Annotated in this window: 15 protein-coding genes; all 15 read left to right on the top strand. The window is 48.8% G+C overall.

The window, feature by feature from the left end; all coding sequences use genetic code 11:
* Positions 1-3 precede the first annotated feature (3 nt).
* The 15 genes from H8K47_RS05825 to purL all read left to right on the top strand — a co-directional run bounded on the left by H8K47_RS05825 (position 4) and on the right by purL (position 18,757).
* Positions 4-813, top strand: a complete 810-nt coding sequence (locus H8K47_RS05825; protein ID WP_186880487.1) for a class I SAM-dependent methyltransferase — start codon at positions 4-6, stop codon at positions 811-813.
* A gap of 145 nt (positions 814-958) precedes the next feature.
* Entirely contained in the window at positions 959-1,819 is an 861-nt protein-coding gene (gene motA / locus H8K47_RS05820; RefSeq protein ID WP_186880486.1) for a flagellar motor stator protein MotA, read from the top strand.
* 24 nt (positions 1,820-1,843) lie between these two features.
* A complete protein-coding gene (gene motB / locus H8K47_RS05815) occupies positions 1,844-2,773 on the top strand; it encodes a flagellar motor protein MotB (RefSeq protein ID WP_186880485.1) in 930 nt (309 codons plus the stop codon).
* A gap of 48 nt (positions 2,774-2,821) precedes the next feature.
* Entirely contained in the window at positions 2,822-3,370 is a 549-nt protein-coding gene (locus tag H8K47_RS05810) for a chemotaxis protein (protein WP_186880484.1), read from the top strand.
* 50 nt (positions 3,371-3,420) lie between these two features.
* The gene (locus tag H8K47_RS05805) at positions 3,421-3,786 is read left to right on the top strand and encodes a response regulator (RefSeq protein WP_162020889.1); all 366 of its coding nucleotides are present in this window, start codon (positions 3,421-3,423) and stop codon (positions 3,784-3,786) included.
* Between the two features lie 43 nt (positions 3,787-3,829).
* The gene (cheA, locus tag H8K47_RS05800; RefSeq protein ID WP_186880483.1) at positions 3,830-5,875 is read left to right on the top strand and encodes a chemotaxis protein CheA; all 2,046 of its coding nucleotides are present in this window, start codon (positions 3,830-3,832) and stop codon (positions 5,873-5,875) included.
* Between the two features lie 36 nt (positions 5,876-5,911).
* Complete coding sequence (locus H8K47_RS05795) at positions 5,912-6,427, top strand: chemotaxis protein CheW (protein ID WP_186880675.1); 516 nt, start codon at positions 5,912-5,914, stop codon at positions 6,425-6,427.
* 49 nt (positions 6,428-6,476) lie between these two features.
* Positions 6,477-8,177: a methyl-accepting chemotaxis protein gene (locus H8K47_RS05790; RefSeq protein ID WP_186880482.1), complete on the top strand. Its 1,701-nt coding sequence runs from the start codon at positions 6,477-6,479 to the stop codon at positions 8,175-8,177.
* A 33-nt stretch (positions 8,178-8,210) separates the two neighbouring features.
* Positions 8,211-9,098, top strand: a complete 888-nt coding sequence (locus H8K47_RS05785; protein ID WP_186880481.1) for a CheR family methyltransferase — start codon at positions 8,211-8,213, stop codon at positions 9,096-9,098.
* A complete protein-coding gene (gene cheD / locus H8K47_RS05780) occupies positions 9,095-9,700 on the top strand; it encodes a chemoreceptor glutamine deamidase CheD (protein WP_186880480.1) in 606 nt (201 codons plus the stop codon). Before H8K47_RS05785 ends, cheD begins: the two co-directional genes overlap by 4 nt.
* 41 nt (positions 9,701-9,741) lie before the next feature.
* Positions 9,742-10,815 (top strand): protein-glutamate methylesterase/protein-glutamine glutaminase, encoded by a 1,074-nt coding sequence (locus tag H8K47_RS05775; RefSeq protein WP_222612737.1) that lies wholly within the window; start codon positions 9,742-9,744, stop codon positions 10,813-10,815.
* A gap of 103 nt (positions 10,816-10,918) precedes the next feature.
* Positions 10,919-11,314, top strand: a complete 396-nt coding sequence (gene cheY / locus H8K47_RS05770; RefSeq protein ID WP_162020884.1) for a chemotaxis response regulator CheY — start codon at positions 10,919-10,921, stop codon at positions 11,312-11,314.
* 333 nt (positions 11,315-11,647) lie between these two features.
* Entirely contained in the window at positions 11,648-12,880 is a 1,233-nt protein-coding gene (locus tag H8K47_RS05765; RefSeq protein ID WP_329604144.1) for an EAL and HDOD domain-containing protein, read from the top strand.
* A gap of 72 nt (positions 12,881-12,952) precedes the next feature.
* A complete protein-coding gene (locus tag H8K47_RS05760) occupies positions 12,953-14,629 on the top strand; it encodes a glycosyltransferase family 39 protein (protein ID WP_186880479.1) in 1,677 nt (558 codons plus the stop codon).
* A gap of 138 nt (positions 14,630-14,767) precedes the next feature.
* On the top strand, positions 14,768-18,757 hold the full coding sequence (purL, locus tag H8K47_RS05755; protein ID WP_186880478.1) for a phosphoribosylformylglycinamidine synthase: 3,990 nt from the start codon (positions 14,768-14,770) through the stop codon (positions 18,755-18,757).
* Positions 18,758-18,967 lie beyond the last annotated feature (210 nt).

Below are 18,967 nucleotides of genomic sequence, written 5' to 3'. Positions count from 1 at the left end.
GTATTGCTTAAGTTTCGTTTTTTTTCTGACTTGCTCAAACTCACCCCGGACCGTCAGCGTGTCATCCCGGTTGCGCTGACTGCACTTTTGATACAAATGAGTGGTGTTGTGCTGGTGCTGCTTGCAGCGAACCTGTTTCATCGCACATTCAACGTCACATTTTTTCCCGTCTATGTTGTTATTGCACTCTCCTGTGTCGCTGCCCTGATCGCTCGTTTTTTGCGTCTGGATTGGTGGTGGTGTGTCATTGAGGCCGTGTTTCCCTGGCTGGTTTGGTTTGCAGCGACTTTGCAATTGAACCCGCAGATCTATCTTTTCCTCTTTTTATTCTTGTTTGCTCTATGTGGCGCGACCTTATTTAGTCGTGTGCCTTACTATCCTTCACCCGATCGTGCGGTGGAAATGTTAGCGCAGCAATTAAGTCCCGAAAGGCCGTTGTCTGTGCTGGATGTGGGAAGTGGTTTCGGTGGGGTGCTGTTTGGTCTGTCTGAAAAATTCCCGAGGTTTCGTTATGCCGGAATTGAGCTGGCTTTATTTCCTTTTTTGGTTAGCTGGTGTCGGGCAAAGTTGCGTGGTGAGTCGAACGTTAGCATTCACTTTGGAAATTATGAAGATATGGACCTGGCTGCTTTTGATGTGGTGTATGCCTATTTGTCGCCGGTGGTGATGTCAGGTTTGTGGGAAAAAGTGCAGCGGGAAATGTTGCCTGGAACAATATTTATCAGTTATGAGTTTGTTGTTCATGGAAGAAAGCCAGATTTTGCAATACAGTGTGGATACGAGGAAATTTATTTGTATGGCTGGAAAATGTGAATTTTCGTTTCTTACTGTTGGTTTCTGGAAATTTTTTAGTTTTTCGCAAGAAATTCGCACGTTTTTTCATGTTTACTCTGGGCTGGACTGATATGATAAACGTAAGTGATTTATGCTTTGATTTTCCTTCAGGGAGTAATGTTCCGTGTTAGTCATCGTTGGCTATTTAGTTGTTATGGGGTCGGTGTTTGGTGGCTTCGTCATGTCAGGCGGCCATTTGGCTGTGTTGTTTCAGCCGCTGGAATTGTTGATGATTGGTGGTGCTGCTGTGGGGGCATCTCTGGTAGGCAATAATGCCAAGAGTCTCAAGGCCACGTTGAAAGCACTGCCTAGCGTGTTCAAAGGCTCTAAGTACACCAAGGCCCTGTACATGGAATTAATGACCATGATGTTTGATGTTTTGACCAAGGTGCGAAAAGAAGGGTTGATGTCCATCGAAGGCGATATTGAAAAGCCGGATGATAGTCCTTTGTTTAGTAAGTACGGTCTGATCGTTCATGATCATCACTTGATGGAATTTATCTGTGACTATCTGCGTCTGATGGTTTCTGGGAATATGGATGCATTTCAGATCGAAAATCTGATGGATAACGAACTGGAAACGCACCACCACGAGGCTGCGGTACCTGCTCATTTTATTGCGAAGCTGGGCGATGGTTTGCCTGCATTTGGTATTGTTGCTGCGGTGATGGGTGTGGTGCATACCATGGAGTCGGTTGGTATTCCACCAGCGGAGCTCGGGATTTTGATTGCACATGCTTTGGTCGGTACCTTCCTGGGTATTTTGCTGGCTTATGGTTTCGTCGGCCCACTGGCTGGTTTGATGGAACAGCAAAATGATGAGGCTTCGAAAACTTTTCAGTGTATTAAAGTTACTTTACTTGCCAGTCTGAATGGGTACGCGCCAGCGTTGGCTGTCGAGTTTGGTCGTAAAGTACTGTATTCAACCGAAAGACCGACCTTTAGCGAGCTGGAAGAGCATATTAAGCAGTCCAAATCAAAATAATAAAAAGTCTTCTGGGGTAGTGTGATGGCAAATGAGGAACTCAGGCCAATTATCGTCAAGCGTATTAAGAAAGCTGGCGGTGGTCATCATGGTGGTGCGTGGAAAATCGCTTACGCCGATTTCGTCACGGCAATGATGGCTTTTTTCCTGTTGATGTGGTTGTTGGGCTCAACGGCAAAGGGAAATCTGCAGGGTATTGCAGAATACTTTCAGACGCCATTGAAGGTCGCAATGGCTGGCGGAGATGGAAGTGGTGATAGCTCCAGTGTGATTAAAGGTGGTGGTAAGGATCTCAGCTTGAGAGAAGGCCAAAACCGTAAAGGTGACATTGAATCTCCCAAGAAAACATATAACCTGCAGGCAGCGGAAGCAGCACTCGCAAAAGAAGAGGCAGAGCGGCTGAAAAACCTCAAAGGAAAAATTGAGGCCGTTATTGAATCGAATCCAACCTTAAAGCAGTATAAAAAGCAGCTGTTGCTGGATATTACGACCGAAGGTTTGCGTATTCAGATGGTGGACGAGCAGAACCGGCCCATGTTTGCATTGGCCAGGGCGGATCTGCAACCCTATACACGCGAAATTTTGCATGAGATTGGTAAAGCACTCAATGAGGTGCCGAACCGCATCAGTTTATCCGGTCATACCGACGCAACACCCTATGGCCTAGGTGAAAAGGGATACAGCAACTGGGAATTGTCAGCAGATCGTGCCAATGCATCGCGCCGTGAACTGATTTACGGTGGCATGGATGAGTCTAAGGTACTGCGAGTAGTCGGACTGTCCTCATCGGTACTATTTGATAAGCAGGATGCCTACAACCCGGTGAATCGCAGGATTAGCATCATCGTGATGAATAAAAAAGCAGAGGAGTCAGCGTCGCAAGATGGCGGCTCTGTTGAGGTAACAAGTCAATCAGATTCAAAAGCAGAAGTGACGGTAAAAGGTTCAAAGTAACCTTTAGTTTGCATCGCTTGTTCAATTTACGCATACGGGATGCTCAAGATGTCCAAAGAGAAAATACTCGGCCCCCAGGTGAAGCAACTGCTGTCAGGCGTGTCTGACCACAGCAGTGCGCATTTATCGGAAGTGGAAATGGATCTCGCTCAGACGGCTTTGTTACTCGGTGAGGCGATAGAGAAGCTGGGTATCAGTTTCATGTCTCTGCACTCTGCCGTCATCAAGGAGCAGGATGAAATCAGTCTGATCATTGATTCAGGTGCGGTGCCTAATGAAAGTGTTGACCGTCTCAAATTAATACAGATTGAAATTGCTTCGCATATTAATTCCGCTGTAACTTGCCTGCAGTTTCAGGATCTGACCAGTCAGCTAATCTCCAGAACGATGCAGCGTTGTGAAGGCTTGCGTGAAGTAATGGTGACTCTGGGTGTTGTAGGTGATGATATTTCCACGGAATCTGAGACTGAGGATCTGGAATCGCTGCTCAAGGAAACTATACAGCGACTGGAGAAGCAGAGTGCAGATTTGCAGAGTTTGTTAAGGAAGGCAGTACACCAGAAGCATCTCGGTAGCGGTGATATTGAGTTATTTTAATTTGTACGAAACCCAAGCTATTGGGCCTTTCATTCGAAGATGGAGCAATTATGGCCAAGACAATTTTAGCGGTTGACGATTCCGGATCGTTAAGACAAATGGTTGCATTCAGCCTCAAGGCTGCCGGCTATCAGGTGATCGAAGCGGTGGATGGGCAGGATGGACTGGAAAAGGCAAGAAATCAGGTCGTTGATTTGGTACTGACAGATCAGAATATGCCGCGCATGGATGGCCTCACTTTGATTAAATCCTTGCGTGGACTTGCTACATATCAAAGAGTGCCTATTCTGATGCTCACAACCGAGTCCAGTGATGATATGAAGGCGAAAGGTCGGGCTGCAGGTGCTAATGGCTGGCTGGTGAAGCCCTTCGACCCGCAGAAGCTAACAGAAGTGGTGAAAAAAGTAATTGGCTAAGCCATGGCTTGTTTAGCAATAATGTAAATCTCGGAGTGCAATAATGACGATTGACATGAGTCAGTTTTTCCAGGTCTTCTTTGATGAAGCAGAAGAGCTTTTGGCCGAGAAGGAAAAATTGCTGCTTGCGGTCGATGTAGCTTCGCCAGATCCGGAAGATCTCAACGCCATTTTCCGGGCAGCGCATTCCATTAAGGGAGGGGCTTCCACCTTTGGATTGAACGATATGACCGAAGTGACTCATGTCCTTGAGTCCTTGTTAGATAAAATCCGCAAAGGTGAAATGGCTTTAACTGCTGAGCACGTTGATGCATTTTTATCTACAAAAGATGTGCTTAAGATGCAGCTTGATGGCCATAGACTGGGTTCTCCGGTTGATCAGGATGCGGTAGCAGATGTCCGTATGCTTTTACAGTCGCTGTCGCAGGACGATGCGGCCGCGCCACCGCCGAAACCTACGCTGACCTTAGTGGATGATGAGCATCAAAATACGACTTTTCATTCTGCGTTCAGGATAGAGTTGCCACCAGTCAGTGAGGCTGACGCGAATGCAATTATGTCTGAGTTGGGATTGCTGGGGAAAATTAGTAGCGAGTCTGGCGCCAAGGACGGCATGGTATTGCATTTGCAAACCAATGAAGGCAAAGAAGATATTATTTCTATTTGTTCTTTTATCTTAAATCCGGATTGTCTGAAGATTACTGAAGAGGCGGTGGTCGCTCCTGCTGCCGAGGCTCAGCTCAGTGAGGATGAACTGGGTTATGGCTTTTTTGAGCCGCTGGACGCGATGTTTCCACCACTCGAGGGGGAAGCCTCTGCAGGTGCAGCGGTCGTCCCGGCGGCGGTGCCTGTCGCTCCAGTGAAAAGCCCAAGTGCAGAAAAGAAGGTGGCAGCAAGAAAAGAAATCGAAAAACCAGCTGCGAGCCAGGAATCCACCACGATCAGGGTGGGAATAGAAAAGGTTGATCAACTAATTAATCTGATCGGAGAGCTGGTCATTACGCAGGCGATGCTGGAACAGCGCACCCAGCATTTGGATCCGATTGAAAATGAAAGGCTGCTTAGCAGCGTTGCGCATTTGACGCGTAATACACGTGACTTGCAGGAAGCGGTCATGTCGATTCGCATGATGCCGATGGATTATGTGTTCTCGCGTTTTCCTCGTATGGTGCGCGATCTGGCCAACAAGTTGGGTAAGAAAGTTGAGTTTGTCACCTACGGTGCTTCTACTGAACTCGATAAAGGTTTGATAGAGCGTATTGTTGACCCGCTCACACATCTGGTCAGAAATAGTATCGATCATGGTATAGAAATGCCGGCCGCACGTGTCAGTGCCGGCAAAACTGAAACTGGCCGCCTGTCCTTATCTGCTGTGCATCAGGGCGGTAACATCGTTATCGAGGTCAGTGACGATGGTGGTGGATTGCACAGAGAAAAGATACTGGTGAAGGCAAAGCAAAATGGTTTGCCCGTCAGTGACAATATGACAGACCCCGAAGTATGGCAGTTGATTTTTGCGCCTGGCTTCTCTACGGCGGATGTGGTGACCGACGTGTCTGGTCGTGGCGTTGGTATGGATGTGGTTAAGCGCAATATCACAGCGATGGGCGGGGTGGTTGATATACGCTCAGCACGCGGCTTTGGTACTACGATCACAATTTCTCTGCCTTTGACGCTCGCCATCCTGGATGGTATGTCGATTAAGCTGGGTGAAGAAATTTACATACTTCCGCTTGGCTATGTGGTTGAGTCCCTGCAGCCGGCAATGGATGATGTCAAGGAAGTCAATGGCAAAGGAAAAGTCATTAAAGTTCGCGACGAATACCTGCAATTGGTCGCGCTGCATAAGAAGTTTGCGCTTGAACCGAAATTCTCAGAACCCTCCGATGGCATCGTCGTCATTGTTGAAGTTGATGGAAAAAAAGCGGCATTGTTTGTCGATGATCTGGTCGGTCAGCAACAGGTTGTCGTCAAAAATATTGAATCTAACTATAAGAAGGTTCCGGGTATTTCCGGAGCAACCATCCTGGGGGATGGCGGCGTTGCGCTGATTCTGGATGTGCCTGCGTTACTTCGCTCAGGTAAATAACTACAACTGGCTACAAGATTTTTTGAAGGACATATGATGACTCAAGCAACTCAATTTCAAAACGATACAAACTCTTCGGACGAAGGCAATTCGGTCGATATCGCCGGACATGAGTTTTTAGCTTTTACTTTGGGCAATGAGGAATATGGGATAGATATTCTGAAGGTGCAGGAAATTCGTGGCTATGAAGCCGTAACCAGAATAGCCAATGCACCGGAGTTTCTGAAAGGTGTGATAAACCTGCGGGGCATTATTGTTCCAGTGGTGGATATGCGTATCAAATTTAATCTTGGTACGCCGACTTATGACCAGTTTACTGTAGTGATAATTTTGAATATCGAGGGCAGGATAGTTGGCATGGTGGTCGACAGCGTATCTGATGTCACCACGCTGATGCCAGGTCAGGTCAGACCCGCACCTGAGATGGGAACCACGTTCAGCACAGACTTTTTGATTGGCCTCGGCACCTTGGAAGACCGTATGCTGATATTGGTTGATATCGATAAGCTGATGTCTAGCCCGGAAATGGGTTTGGTCGATCACGTCGGTTAATTTTTTTACCTGGGCTAATTAGTCAATATTGCATCACGAGGGGACTGAGATGAATTTGCGTAATCTTAGAATTGGTACACGTTTAGGAGCAGGCTTTGCTCTTATTCTCGGTGCGATCACGGTGGTGATGTTGCTCGTGAATGCGATGAACGCGTCGAGTCGTAAAGAAATGGCAGATAGTCTGAGTATTGCCAATCAAAAGCAGCTGTTGGCGAACGCAATGAAGACATCCGTATATGAGGGTGGGATTGCCATGAGAAATATCGGCATTCAATCGGATGTCGGCGAAATGCAAAAAGAAGAAGGTAAGGTCAAGGCCCAAAGAAAACTGTATGAAGAATCAAAAGTAAAGCTGGTCGGTTTGGGTTTGTCTGAGGATGAAAAGAAAATTCTGGCTGAGGTGGCGAGAATTGATAAGGAAATCGAGCAACCTTTCAAGAATGCGGTGGGACAGGCGTTGGCCTTCAATGGTGAAGGGGCTGTCAAGATAATTACTTCCGTACTTGAACCACTCAGCAGTAAATCGATACAAGAGATTAATAAACTGGTTGATTTGCAGACTGTCGCTGCCCAAACCGCTTTTGAAACGGCAGCGCGTACAGGTACCAGACTTTCGTATTTGTTGTTTGTTGTGTTGGTCGCCTCGGTTGCCTTCGGGGGATTGGTTGCGTGGCTGTTGACTGCAAGCATTACAAAGCCATTGAGTGAATCGCTGCAGCTTGCCGAAACTGTCGCCAGTGGTGATTTGCGAAGCTCAATAGAAATAGAGGGTAGTGACGAAGTCGCTCAGTTATTGATTGCACTCAAAAATATGAATGACAACCTGGCAGCGACTGTCGGTCAGGTCAGAGTTGGTACTGAAACGATTACCGTTGCTGCACAAGAAATTGCGTCCGGCAATGCGGATTTGTCGCAGCGTACAGAATCCCAGGCTAGCTCGTTGGAAGAAACAGCTTCCTCTATGGAAGAATTGACCAGCACTGTAAAACAGAATGCAGACAATGCACGGCAGGCGAATCAACTGGTCGTCTCTGCAACCAATGTTGCAGTAAAAGGTGGTGCTGTCGTCGGTCAGGTGGTCGAAACCATGGGCTCCATTAAGGATAGCTCACGTAAGATTGTCGATATCATCGGTGTGATTGACGGCATCGCTTTTCAAACCAATATTCTGGCGCTGAATGCGGCTGTAGAGGCAGCGCGGGCCGGTGAGCAGGGGCGCGGTTTTGCGGTTGTTGCTGCTGAGGTCAGAAACCTGGCGCAGCGCAGCGCCAGTGCTGCTAAGGAAATTAAATCCTTGATTGGCGATTCGGTTGATAAAGTCGATCAGGGTAGTAAGCTGGTGGATGAAGCCGGTAAGACTATGGATGAGATTGTGACCAGTGTGCAGCATGTTGCAGACATCATGAGTGAGATTACTGCCGCCAGCCAAGAGCAAAGCTCCGGTATTGAGCAGGTCAATCTCGCGATTACCCAGATGGATGAAATGACGCAGCAAAATGCCGCGTTGGTCGAACAGGCTGCCGCCGCCGCCGAGAGCATGGAAGAGCAGTCAGTGACGTTGGCACAGGCCGTTAGTGTCTTCAAGTTAAACACGGGAAATGCCTTGAGCGCTGCAGCCAGGCCAGTAGTGCGTGAGGCTAAGCCGCAGGCCCCGGTGAAAAAGGCTTTACCTCAGGTGAGTGCGGAAAAAAGTTCACCCAAAAAACTAACAAAAAATAGTGCTGACGATGACTCCTGGGAGGAGTTCTGAGTTTGATGCTGACTAATTACCTGGGTACGCAATATGACAGAGAGATTGAAATCTGAGTCTTCGAAAGAGTTTAACTTCAATTCGCGGGATTTTGATCGGGTACGTGAGTTGATCTATAAACGGGCTGGTATATCACTGGCAGATAGTAAGCAGGAGATGGTGTATAGCCGGCTGGCAAGACGTTTGCGCGCGACAGGTCTGACCTCGTTTACTGAGTACCTGAACCGGCTGGAAGGGGATCACGATAGTCAGGAGTGGGAGGCGTTTACGAATGCGTTGACCACTAATTTGACTTCTTTTTTCAGAGAGGAGCATCATTTTCCCATCCTGGCTGAGCATGTGAAGAAGTGCGCAACACCTGTCAGTATCTGGTGTTCCGCCAGTTCTACCGGCGAAGAACCGTATTCTATTGCGATGACTTTGTGTGAAGCCTTCGGGACCATGCGACCGCCTGCACAAATTATTGCGACGGATATTGATACGAATGTACTCAACACCGCGGCAAAAGGTGTTTATAACGCAGACCGGATTGAGAAGTTGTCCCAGGAAAGAGTCAGGAAATTTTTTCTGAAGGGAAAAGGGGCACAAGAAGGCTTAGTGAGGGTCCGTCAGGAATTGCGAGATCTGATTACGTTTAAGCAATTGAATTTGTTGGCAGATAGCTGGCCAGTCAGTGGTGAGTTTGACGCGATTTTCTGTCGCAATGTCATGATTTATTTTGATAAGCCTACTCAGGGGAAAATCTTAAAAAAATTTGCGCCGCTGATGAAGTCTGATGCCTTGTTGTTTGCGGGGCATTCAGAAAACTTTTTATACGTTACTGATGAGCTGAAGTTGAAGGGAAAGACAGTTTACGAGCTGGCAAAATCCAGGGCTGCCAGCCGGCCATCAGTAAGTCACCTTCATAAAGGTAGTTTATGAGCTTGAGCGAAGAGCATTTTGCAACCAATGTCTACTATGACCGCACATTTGATTGTGATGCTGCCAAGATATTGCCAGGTGAATTTTATTTCACCAATAAGGATATGCTGATAGTCACTGTGTTGGGCTCCTGTGTCTCAGCGTGTATTCGTGACCGGGTGTCCGGCGTGGGTGGCATGAATCACTTTATGTTGCCAGATACGGGAGGGGACGCTGACAATCCAGTGTCTGCCTCGATGCGCTATGGCACCTATGCGATGGAGGTGCTGATTAATGAGCTGCTGAAAGCCGGTGCAAAAAGAGAGAACATGGAGGCAAAGGTCTTTGGCGGTGGTAATGTGTTGCGCGGCTTTACAGCAATCAATGTTGGCGAGCGAAACGCTAAATTCGTTTTGGATTATCTGCGCGCAGAGAGAATGCGGGTGATTGCTGAAGATCTTAATGATATTTACCCCAGGAAAGTATATTTTTTTCCGCGTACTGGCAAAGTACTTGTGAAAAAGCTGAAAGTCGAGCATAACGATACATTGAGAAAACGCGAACAAGATTATGCAAGCCGCCTCAAAACTACCTCGGTTGGTGGTGAGGTTGATCTGTTCTGAAGCGATAGCAGTGATAAATGTATGGTTGTGGAGTTTGAATAATGAAAATAAAAGTATTGGTAGTCGATGACTCCGCTCTGATTCGCAGCGTAATGAGTGAAATTATTGCTAGCCAACCCGATATGGAAGTGGTGGGCGTGGCACCGGATCCACTGGTTGCAAGAGAGCTCATTAAACAGACTAATCCTGACGTCCTGACTCTGGATGTAGAAATGCCAAAAATGGACGGTCTGGACTTTCTGGAACGTTTGATGCGTTTGCGTCCCATGCCTGTCATTATGGTGTCTTCACTGACTGAACGTGGGTCTGAGATTACGATGCGTGCGCTGGAGCTGGGGGCGGTTGATTTTGTGACCAAGCCCAAGCTCTCCATACAGAGTGGTATGCGGGAATATGCTGATTTGATCACTGAAAAAATCAGGGTAGCGTCAAAAGCCAGAATTCGTCGTGCCGTCGCGGCCGCTGATCATGCGAAAGTGGCTCAAGAGAGTTTGCCGCCAGTACGTAATCCGCTGACGAGTAGTGAGAAGTTGATTATCATCGGTGCGTCTACCGGTGGGACTGAGGCAATTAAAAATTTCCTGGTGCAGATGCCATCGGATTGTCCTGGTATTTTGATTACGCAGCATATGCCGGAAGGTTTTACGCGTTCTTTTGCAAAACGGCTGGACGGTTTATGTAAGATTTCTGTGGCTGAAGCCAATGGTGGTGAGCGCGTATTGCCTGGTCATGCATACATCGCGCCTGGTCATTCCCATTTGTTGTTGGGGCGCAGTGGTGCCAACTATGTGACCCAGCTTGACACGGGCGAACCTGTCAACCGGCATCGGCCCTCGGTCGATGTGCTGTTCCGATCGGCGGCAACTTGTGCGGGTAAGAATGCGGTCGGAGTTATTTTGACTGGCATGGGCAAGGATGGGGCGGCGGGTATGCTGGAAATGAAAAATGCCGGTGCCTATAATTTTGCTCAGGATGAGGCGAGTTGCGTCGTATTTGGTATGCCCAAAGAGGCGATCGCCGCCGGCGGCACACATGAGGTTGCAGCACTCAATGAATTGCCTGCTAAAGTCCTGCAATATTTGGCGACGCATGGCAGCCGGGCACTCAGGGTGTAGTTCTCACTACGTTTTTTATGCTTTTCTGCAATTTCGGCACCCAGAAATTGTAATTTGACCGATAATACTAACAACTATCTTTAAAGAAATATTGGAGTAATTCATGGCTGACCAAAATCTCAAATTTTTAGTTGTCGACGACTTTTCTACCATGCGACGGATTGTCAGGAATTTGCTCAAAGAATTGGGTTATTCCAACGTGGATGAGGCTGAAGATGGCGCAATGGGTCTGGCTAAATTAAAGAATGGCGACTTTGACTTCGTCATCTCTGACTGGAATATGCCCAACATGGACGGTTTGACTATGTTGCAGCATATTCGTGCTGATCCAGCTTTGTCCAAATTGCCAGTCTTGATGGTGACGGCTGAGGCGAAGAAGGAAAATATTATTGCAGCAGCGCAAGCTGGCGCAAATGGTTATGTCGTGAAACCGTTTACTGCTGCGACCTTGGATGAAAAACTCACTAAGATTTTTGAAAAACTCGGAAAACCAGCCTGATACAAGTTGTATGCATTGCTTAGTACGCATGCATGCTTGAATCAGTATCTACCTGACGCTAGGCTTTGTTGTCCGTATGCTTGCAGACAACAAAGCCTGTTTTTTTGGGCAGAGTTGATGAAGAGCACTACCTCTGCCGAATGTGCAGGCATGCGTAGTTAGGTTTTGTTGCAATGGTGCATCATTTGTTGTAACCACCCGTAAGATAATTTGCGGTGATTTTATGAAGTCTGACAGACTGTTCATTAGCTCCCAGCACGGCGCCAGGCTTGACTCTGCTGGCACAGCACAGCTTCGGTGAGCAAGGTATTCAGCTGTCATTTCGGAACTTCTTTGAAAATTGTATATATGGTCGAAACTCACTTCATCGTGCGCGAGCCTTTACTGGATCCTAAGCAAAAAGTAATAGGATTTCAGTTTTCCTGGCAAAGCAATAATCCAGCGGTCGAATCGGATGTCGACAGTCTCGATGCTCTGCTGGAGTTCGTCGCAGGTCATCTGAATGATGATGAAAAAGGTTTTTTGTTAGATGACAGCCTGATCTTTCTGGAGGCAGCGCCTCAGTTGTTGCAAGTCGAGGGACTCAAACTTTTCCCGCCTAAGAATACCGTTTTGATTTTGCATAAAAAGCATTTTGCAGATAGCGCGAATGTGGCAGCCGTCAAGACTTTACGCGATTTGGGCTACGGCATTTGCCTGCGTGGTGCGGAAATCACAACTTTAGAGCGTGGATTTTTTGCCTTTGTTACGCATATCGAAGTTAAACTTAATGCCGCGAATTTCGCGTCCCAGGCAAAGGTTTACGCATCTCTGAAACAATCTTCCGTCAAAATGGTGGCGCGAAATGTCGCCAATTGGCAGGATTTTGACGCGTGCTCAGCACTTTCGCTCGATAGTTTCGTCGGTAAGTTGCATTTGACACCAAGGCCAAACGCAGCAGTGAAGGCGCTGAACCCTTCGCAGACGACGATCTTGCAATTGATGGAAATGGTCAGGAAAAATGCTGATATCCAGCAGTTGGAATTGGTTGTGAAGCGGGATGCCACACTTGCCTATAAATTGCTACGCTATATCAATTCCGCAGGTTTTGGTTTGCGCACTGAAGTACAATCGCTCAAACATGCGGTTCAGATGTTGGGTTATAGTCCGCTCTATCGCTGGCTAACGGTATTATTGGCGACAGCAAGCACCAGTGGCTATTCGCCGGTATTGCTCGAAACCGCGATCGTGCGTGGACGTTTTGCTGAGTTATTGGGGCAGATGAAAATGCCTAAGGCAGAAGCCGAAAATTTATTTGTTGCCGGTATGTTTTCTTTGCTTGACCGGCTGCTCGGTCTGCCTATGGATGAGATTATGGCTTCGATACAATTGCCTGACGTTGTGACTGTAGCGTTGATTTCGCGCGGTGGCTTATACGGTCCTTATCTGGCGCTGGCAGAAGCATGTGAACTTAATAGTATGCTGGTTGGCTCTCTGGCTGAGTCACTCAAGATCACTGCTGAAGATGTGAATGCTGCCCACTTGTCGGCCTTGGTCTGGGCGAAAAACGTGGCTGCAGTCGCTTAAGTTATTTTACCTCCAGGCAACGGCAAGCATCTGGCTTGCCGTTTTTTTTGCTGAATTTCAGATTGTGTCAGGATGAATAAAGGTACTTCATTATCGATCCCCGTGTTGCCATTGTGGCTGGTCTGGGGCTTTGCGGTTTATTTTTTCGGATTCTGGCTGGGCGCCTATCCTGTCCTGAATAATAATGAAGGCCTGTATGCCGAAATTCCGCGTGAAATGCTGGCTTCGGGCGATTGGCGACACTGGATTATTCCACATCTGAATGGCCTGGCTTATATGGAAAAGCCACCGTTGTTGTATTGGCTTACAGCACTGTTTATGGGGATTTTCGGGCAGGCAGAATGGGTGATACGGCTGGTTCCGGCTTTGTCGGGAATGGGTTGTGTGGCTTTGATCCTGTCGTTTGCCAAGTCAGTAGCGCGACCTCAGGCAGGACGGCTGGCGGCGCTGATCTTTGTCAGTGGTCTGGGGGTGACAGCCATGGCCAGAGTATTGATGTTCGATATGTTGCTGACCGTGTTTCTGATGGCGGCCGTGATGGCTGCCTATTTATACACAGAAAACCGTAAGCGCAAGCATCTTTACACTGCGGCAGTTGCCTTGGGATTGGCATTGCTGGCGAAGGGCTTTGTGGCGCTGATCCTGTTTTCTGCCGTGCTGGGCGTTTATCTGGTGTTGCGGGCGACATCCTTCCGTGAAATTCTGGCTGGTATTGGTCTCTGGCTGGACTGGCGCGCGATTGCCGTTTTTTTACTGGTGGCTGCTCCATGGCATGTGATTGCGGCAGCGACGGAACCGATATTTGCATGGTTTTATTTTATTAACGAACATGTTTTGCGCTTTCTGGGTAAGCGTGAGCCGCATGATTATTATGCCGGCGCTTGGTGGTATTACTTGCCACGAGTAGTGATTTTCCTTTTTCCTTGGTCTTTTTTATTGCCGGTATTGCTATTTTTCCGGCGTGTCATTCCTGCCGATAAGCGTTTGCATTTGTTTCTGTTTGCCGGGTGGCTGATGCCCTTATTATTTTTTTCGGTATCCAGTGCGAAAGCCAATTACTATCTGGTGACAGTGATGCCGCTGATGGCGATTCAGCTCGCTTTCTGGCTGGAAGAGAAGGGCTCTGGTGGTAAGCTGGGAATCGTTTTCCCTACTGCCTTGTTAATGATATTGTTTGCTGCTGTCGCCTATTCGGGATGGTCGCAGTCAGCTTCCGCATCCATGGACATCCTTGCCTTTGGGATGACTCAGAATACATTACTAGTTTGGGTTGGGCTTATTTTTTTATGCGCCAGTTTCCTTGTTATGCTGATCGCATTCATGTGTCCCAAAGCCGGAGTCGCTGCATTGGTGCTGATTCCTGTATTAGGCTTGCCACTGCTGTTAAATGTTGCTGCTGGTATGGATGAGAAAGTGTCCACGCGGGCGCTGGTCCGTTGGACGCAGCAGGCGCTGCCTCAGCATGAAGCGGTGTTGTACCGTGTTTTTGAGCAACAATCTTCATTGCCATATTATTTGCAGCGTGTCGTCAGAATTGTGGATATCAGAAGTAATGACCTCTACTGGGGCAACAAACTGCATAAAAATTCAGTGGTGATCGATGATCTGAGTTTTGCTGATTTGTTGGCTGAGCGCAAGGTAGCGTTGTTAGTGCTAAAAGATGATCTGGCTGATTTTCAAAATAAGCCGTATGCTAAAAAATTAACAAAATCCAAGGAATTGGGTAATACCTTAGTATTCTCGAATTAAGTCAGGTATTTCCACGGATAAAAATGCATGTAGTCTGGAGTGGGTGGGGAGCAAAGGAGTATAATCTCGGTTTTCTCATCCAACCTGCGATAGTGAGAGAGAACTGTCTCGAGCTATTGCCTCAACTATCTCTCAGCCATGTTGATTTTGCCAGGCTCTAATGCCCTGTCTAGTTTTCGCACCACTAATCTCCTTTCCCGTCTGCAAAGCATAACGCCTGATATTGTCGGTGTTACAGCGCGCTACCAGCATTTTGTCGATGCCAGCGCCGCGCTCAGCAGCGCCGACACGGAGCGTTTGCAAGCTTTGCTAACCTACGGTGATCCTTATCCCGGATCAGAAACCGGCGAAGTATTTATGGTGATTCCCCGGGTAGGTACGATTTCTCCGTGGGCCAGTAAAGCAACGGATATCGCCAGAAACTGCGGCATGCAGCAAATACGGCGGATCGAAAGAGGGATCAGTTACTTTGTGCACATGAAGCATAGTTTGCTCGGAAAAGCGAAGTCACTTGATGCCCAGACCCGTGAAGCTGTCGCCTTAGCCTTGCATGACAGAATGACGGAAACGGTACTCGGTGATTTACAGCAGGTGAGTATGTTGTTCGGTGAACTGGATGCGAAACCGCTGGAATTCATTGATGTACTGGGGGGCGGCAAGCAAGCCCTGATTAATGCTAATACTGAGCTGGGCCTGGCTTTATCGGATGATGAAATTGATTACCTGGTAGATGCATTCACTATTGCCAAACGTAATCCTACCGATGTTGAGTTAATGATGTTTGCGCAAGCCAATAGCGAACATTGCCGCCACAAAATCTTCAATGCAGACTGGACCATAGACGGCGAAAAGCAAGATAAGTCGTTGTTCCAGATGATCAAAAATACTCACGAATTACACCCGCAAGGCACCGTTGTTGCGTACAGCGACAACTCCTCTATCATCGAGGGCGCATCAGTCACCCGTTTCTATCCTAAGAATAATACCTACCAGGCCAGTGAAGAACTCACGCATATCCTGATGAAGGTGGAAACCCACAATCATCCGACGGCTATTTCTCCCTTCCCAGGCGCCTCTACCGGTGCCGGTGGCGAAATCCGTGACGAAGGCGCGACTGGGCGTGGAGCTAAGCCTAAAGCGGGTTTGTGCGGATTTACAGTGTCCAATCTTGCGATTCCCGGTTCGGTACAGCCTTGGGAAAATGCAGGTGACTGCAATACGGGTACAGCCAGCACAGAGTTCTATGGTAAGCCTGATCGCATTGCTTCCCCTTTGCAGATCATGATAGACGGCCCTATTGGTGGTGCAGCGTTCAATAATGAATTTGGACGTCCAAATCTGGGTGGCTATTTCCGTACCTATGAGCAGAATGTTGCGGGTACTGTGTACGGCTACCATAAGCCCATCATGATTGCGGGTGGTATCGGCAATATCTCTGCCAAACACACGCACAAAAATGATTTACCAGTCGGCAGCTTACTGATACAACTGGGTGGACCTGGTATGCGTATCGGTATGGGGGGCAGTGCTGCATCCTCAATGGCGACCGGTACCAATACCGCTGACCTGGATTTTGACTCGGTACAGCGTGGCAATCCGGAGATGGAACGCCGTGCTCAGGAAGTGATTAATTCTTGCTGGCAGCTTGGGAATGAGAATCCTATCCTGTCTATCCATGACGTTGGCGCCGGTGGTTTGTCTAACGCCTTCCCGGAAATCACCAATGACGCCAAACGCGGCGCATTGTTTGATTTGCGTAAAGTGCCGCTGGAAGAGAGTGGTCTGGCGCCAAAGGAAATCTGGAGTAATGAATCTCAGGAACGCTATGTACTCGCGATTTCGCCTGAGTCCCTGCCTGTGTTCCAGGCTTTCTGTGAACGTGAGCGTTGTCCGTTTGCGGTAGTTGGTACGGCGACTGAAGAGCGTCAGTTAAAGGTAATTGATCCTTTGAATGGCAATGCACCGGTCGATATGCCGATGAATGTATTGCTTGGCAAACCACCTAAAATGCATCGTCAGGTAGAGCGCCAGACGCAGACCTTGCAGACGATAGATCTGACCGGTATCGAGTTGGCTACTGCAGCAGAGCGCGTGCTGAGTCTGCCTACTGTGGCTGATAAATCCTTCCTGATTACCATTGGTGACCGTACCGTCGGTGCCACCACGGTGCGTGACCAGATGGTGGGCCCATGGCAGGTGCCGGTGGCGGACTGTGCAGTGACCACCATGAGTTTCGAAGGCTATCTGGGTGAAGCAATGTCCATGGGCGAGCGTACCCCGCTGGCCGTGATCAACGCCCCGGCATCAGGCCGTATGGCGGTCGGTGAGGCGATTACTAATATCGCTGCGGCACCGATTCAGGCTATCTCGGATATTAAATTATCAGCTAACTGGATGGCCGCCTGTGGTCAGCCAGGCCAGGACGCTGCACTGTTTGATACCGTGAAAGCGGTAGGTATGGATGTCTGTCCTGCACTGGGCATCAGCATCCCGGTCGGTAAAGATTCCCTGTCTATGCGCACCACCTGGAGTGATGACGGTGTGGCCAAGTCAGTCACTTCACCGGTATCGCTGATTATTTCGGCCTTTGCTCCTGTCTACGATGTACGTCGTTCACTGACTCCGCAATTGCAGCTCGATAAGGGCGATACCAGCCTGATTCTGATTGATCTGGGCCGTGGTAAAAACCGTCTGGGTGCATCTGCCTTTGCGCAAGTCATGCAGCGCATCGGTGATGAGGTGCCGGATCTGGACCAGCCGGAGGACCTGAAAGCCTTCTTTGCGGCGATTCAGACCTTGAATCGTGAAGACAAATTGCTGGCCTACCATGATCGCTCCGACGGTGGTTTGTTCGCCACTCTGTGTGAAATGGCATTTGCAGGTCGTGCCGGTTTGTCGGTGAATGTGGATATTTTGGCGATGGACGGTGGTCATGCAGCCGATCAGGGCGATGCGAAAAACTGGGCCGGCCAGATCCCTGAGCGCAGAAATGAACTGACCCTGCGCGCTTTGTTCAATGAAGAGCTGGGGGCAGTGATACAGGTTCGTACCGAGCAACGTTCAGAAGTTATGGATGTGCTGCGTGCGCATCAACTGGGCGCCTGCAGTCATATCATCGGCAAAGTGAACGCCGGAGACAGCATAGAATTCACCCGTGATGTGAAGCAGGTCTACGCGGCGACGCGTAGTAGTCTGCATCAGATCTGGAGCAAAACCAGCTGGCAGATCGCCCGTTTGCGTGACAATCCAGCTTGTGCTGATGCTGAATATGCGCGCATTCTGGATGCCAATGATCCGGGTATGCAGCCACGTATCAGCTTCGATATGCAGGAAGATATTGCTGCTCCGTTTATCGCAACTGGTGTCCGTCCTAAGGTCGCTATCCTGCGCGAGCAGGGTGTGAATTCGCACATCGAAACGGCTTATGTCATGCACAAGGCTGGTTTTGAAGCAGTTGACGTACACATGAGTGACCTGATCGCTGGCCGCGCCAATTTACAAGACTTTAAAGGCCTGATCGCCGTCGGTGGCTTCTCCTACGGTGACGTATTGGGGGCGGGCGAGGGCTGGGCGAAAACCATCCTGTTTAACCAAATGATGGCTGAGCAGTTCTCTGGTTTCTTCCATCGTGATGATACTTTTGGTCTGGGTATCTGTAATGGCTGTCAGATGATGAGTAATCTGAAATCCATCATCCCTGGTGCGCAGGCATGGCCTAAGTTTACGCGTAATAAGTCGGAGCAGTTTGAAGCCCGTTTGGCGATGGTGGAAGTGCTGGAGTCGCAATCGATCCTGTTTGCCGGTATGGCCGGTACACAAACGCCGATCGCGGTTGCGCATGGTGAAGGCTTTGCTGATTTTTCACAGACAGGTAATCAGAATGAGGCAAGTGTCGCCCTGCGCTTTGTGAATAATGCAGGTCAGGCCACGGAGGCCTATCCTTATAATCCGAATGGCTCGCCAGCCGGTATCACTGCGGTGACCAATCTGGATGGTCGCTTCACAGTGATGATGCCGCATCCTGAGCGTGTATTCCGTTCAGTGATTCAATCCTGGGCACCGGAATCGTGGGGCGAGGATACACCATGGATGCGCATGTTCCGCAATGCGCGTAAGTGGGTGGGCTGATCCATTGTTCAAGTCGATGTTCGCGTCGAATCAGCAAATCAAAAACCGGGTTAGTACCCGGTTTTTTTTGTTTGTTGATGCAAGGTAAGCGCGAATTTCCCCGCACCTTGCAACGTGAACAGTGGTTGAATTATGGCGTGACGCTGCCAGCGTAGTTAAACGGCAGCAGGTCGTGCAAGTCTGCCCCCTCTGCGCGCAGCGGCAATTCGG

This window comes from Cognatundibacterium rugosum, from assembly GCF_014284365.1.
GTDB lineage: Bacteria > Pseudomonadota > Gammaproteobacteria > Burkholderiales > Burkholderiaceae_D > Undibacterium > Undibacterium rugosum.
This window is presented reverse-complemented; position numbering and strand designations above follow the sequence as displayed.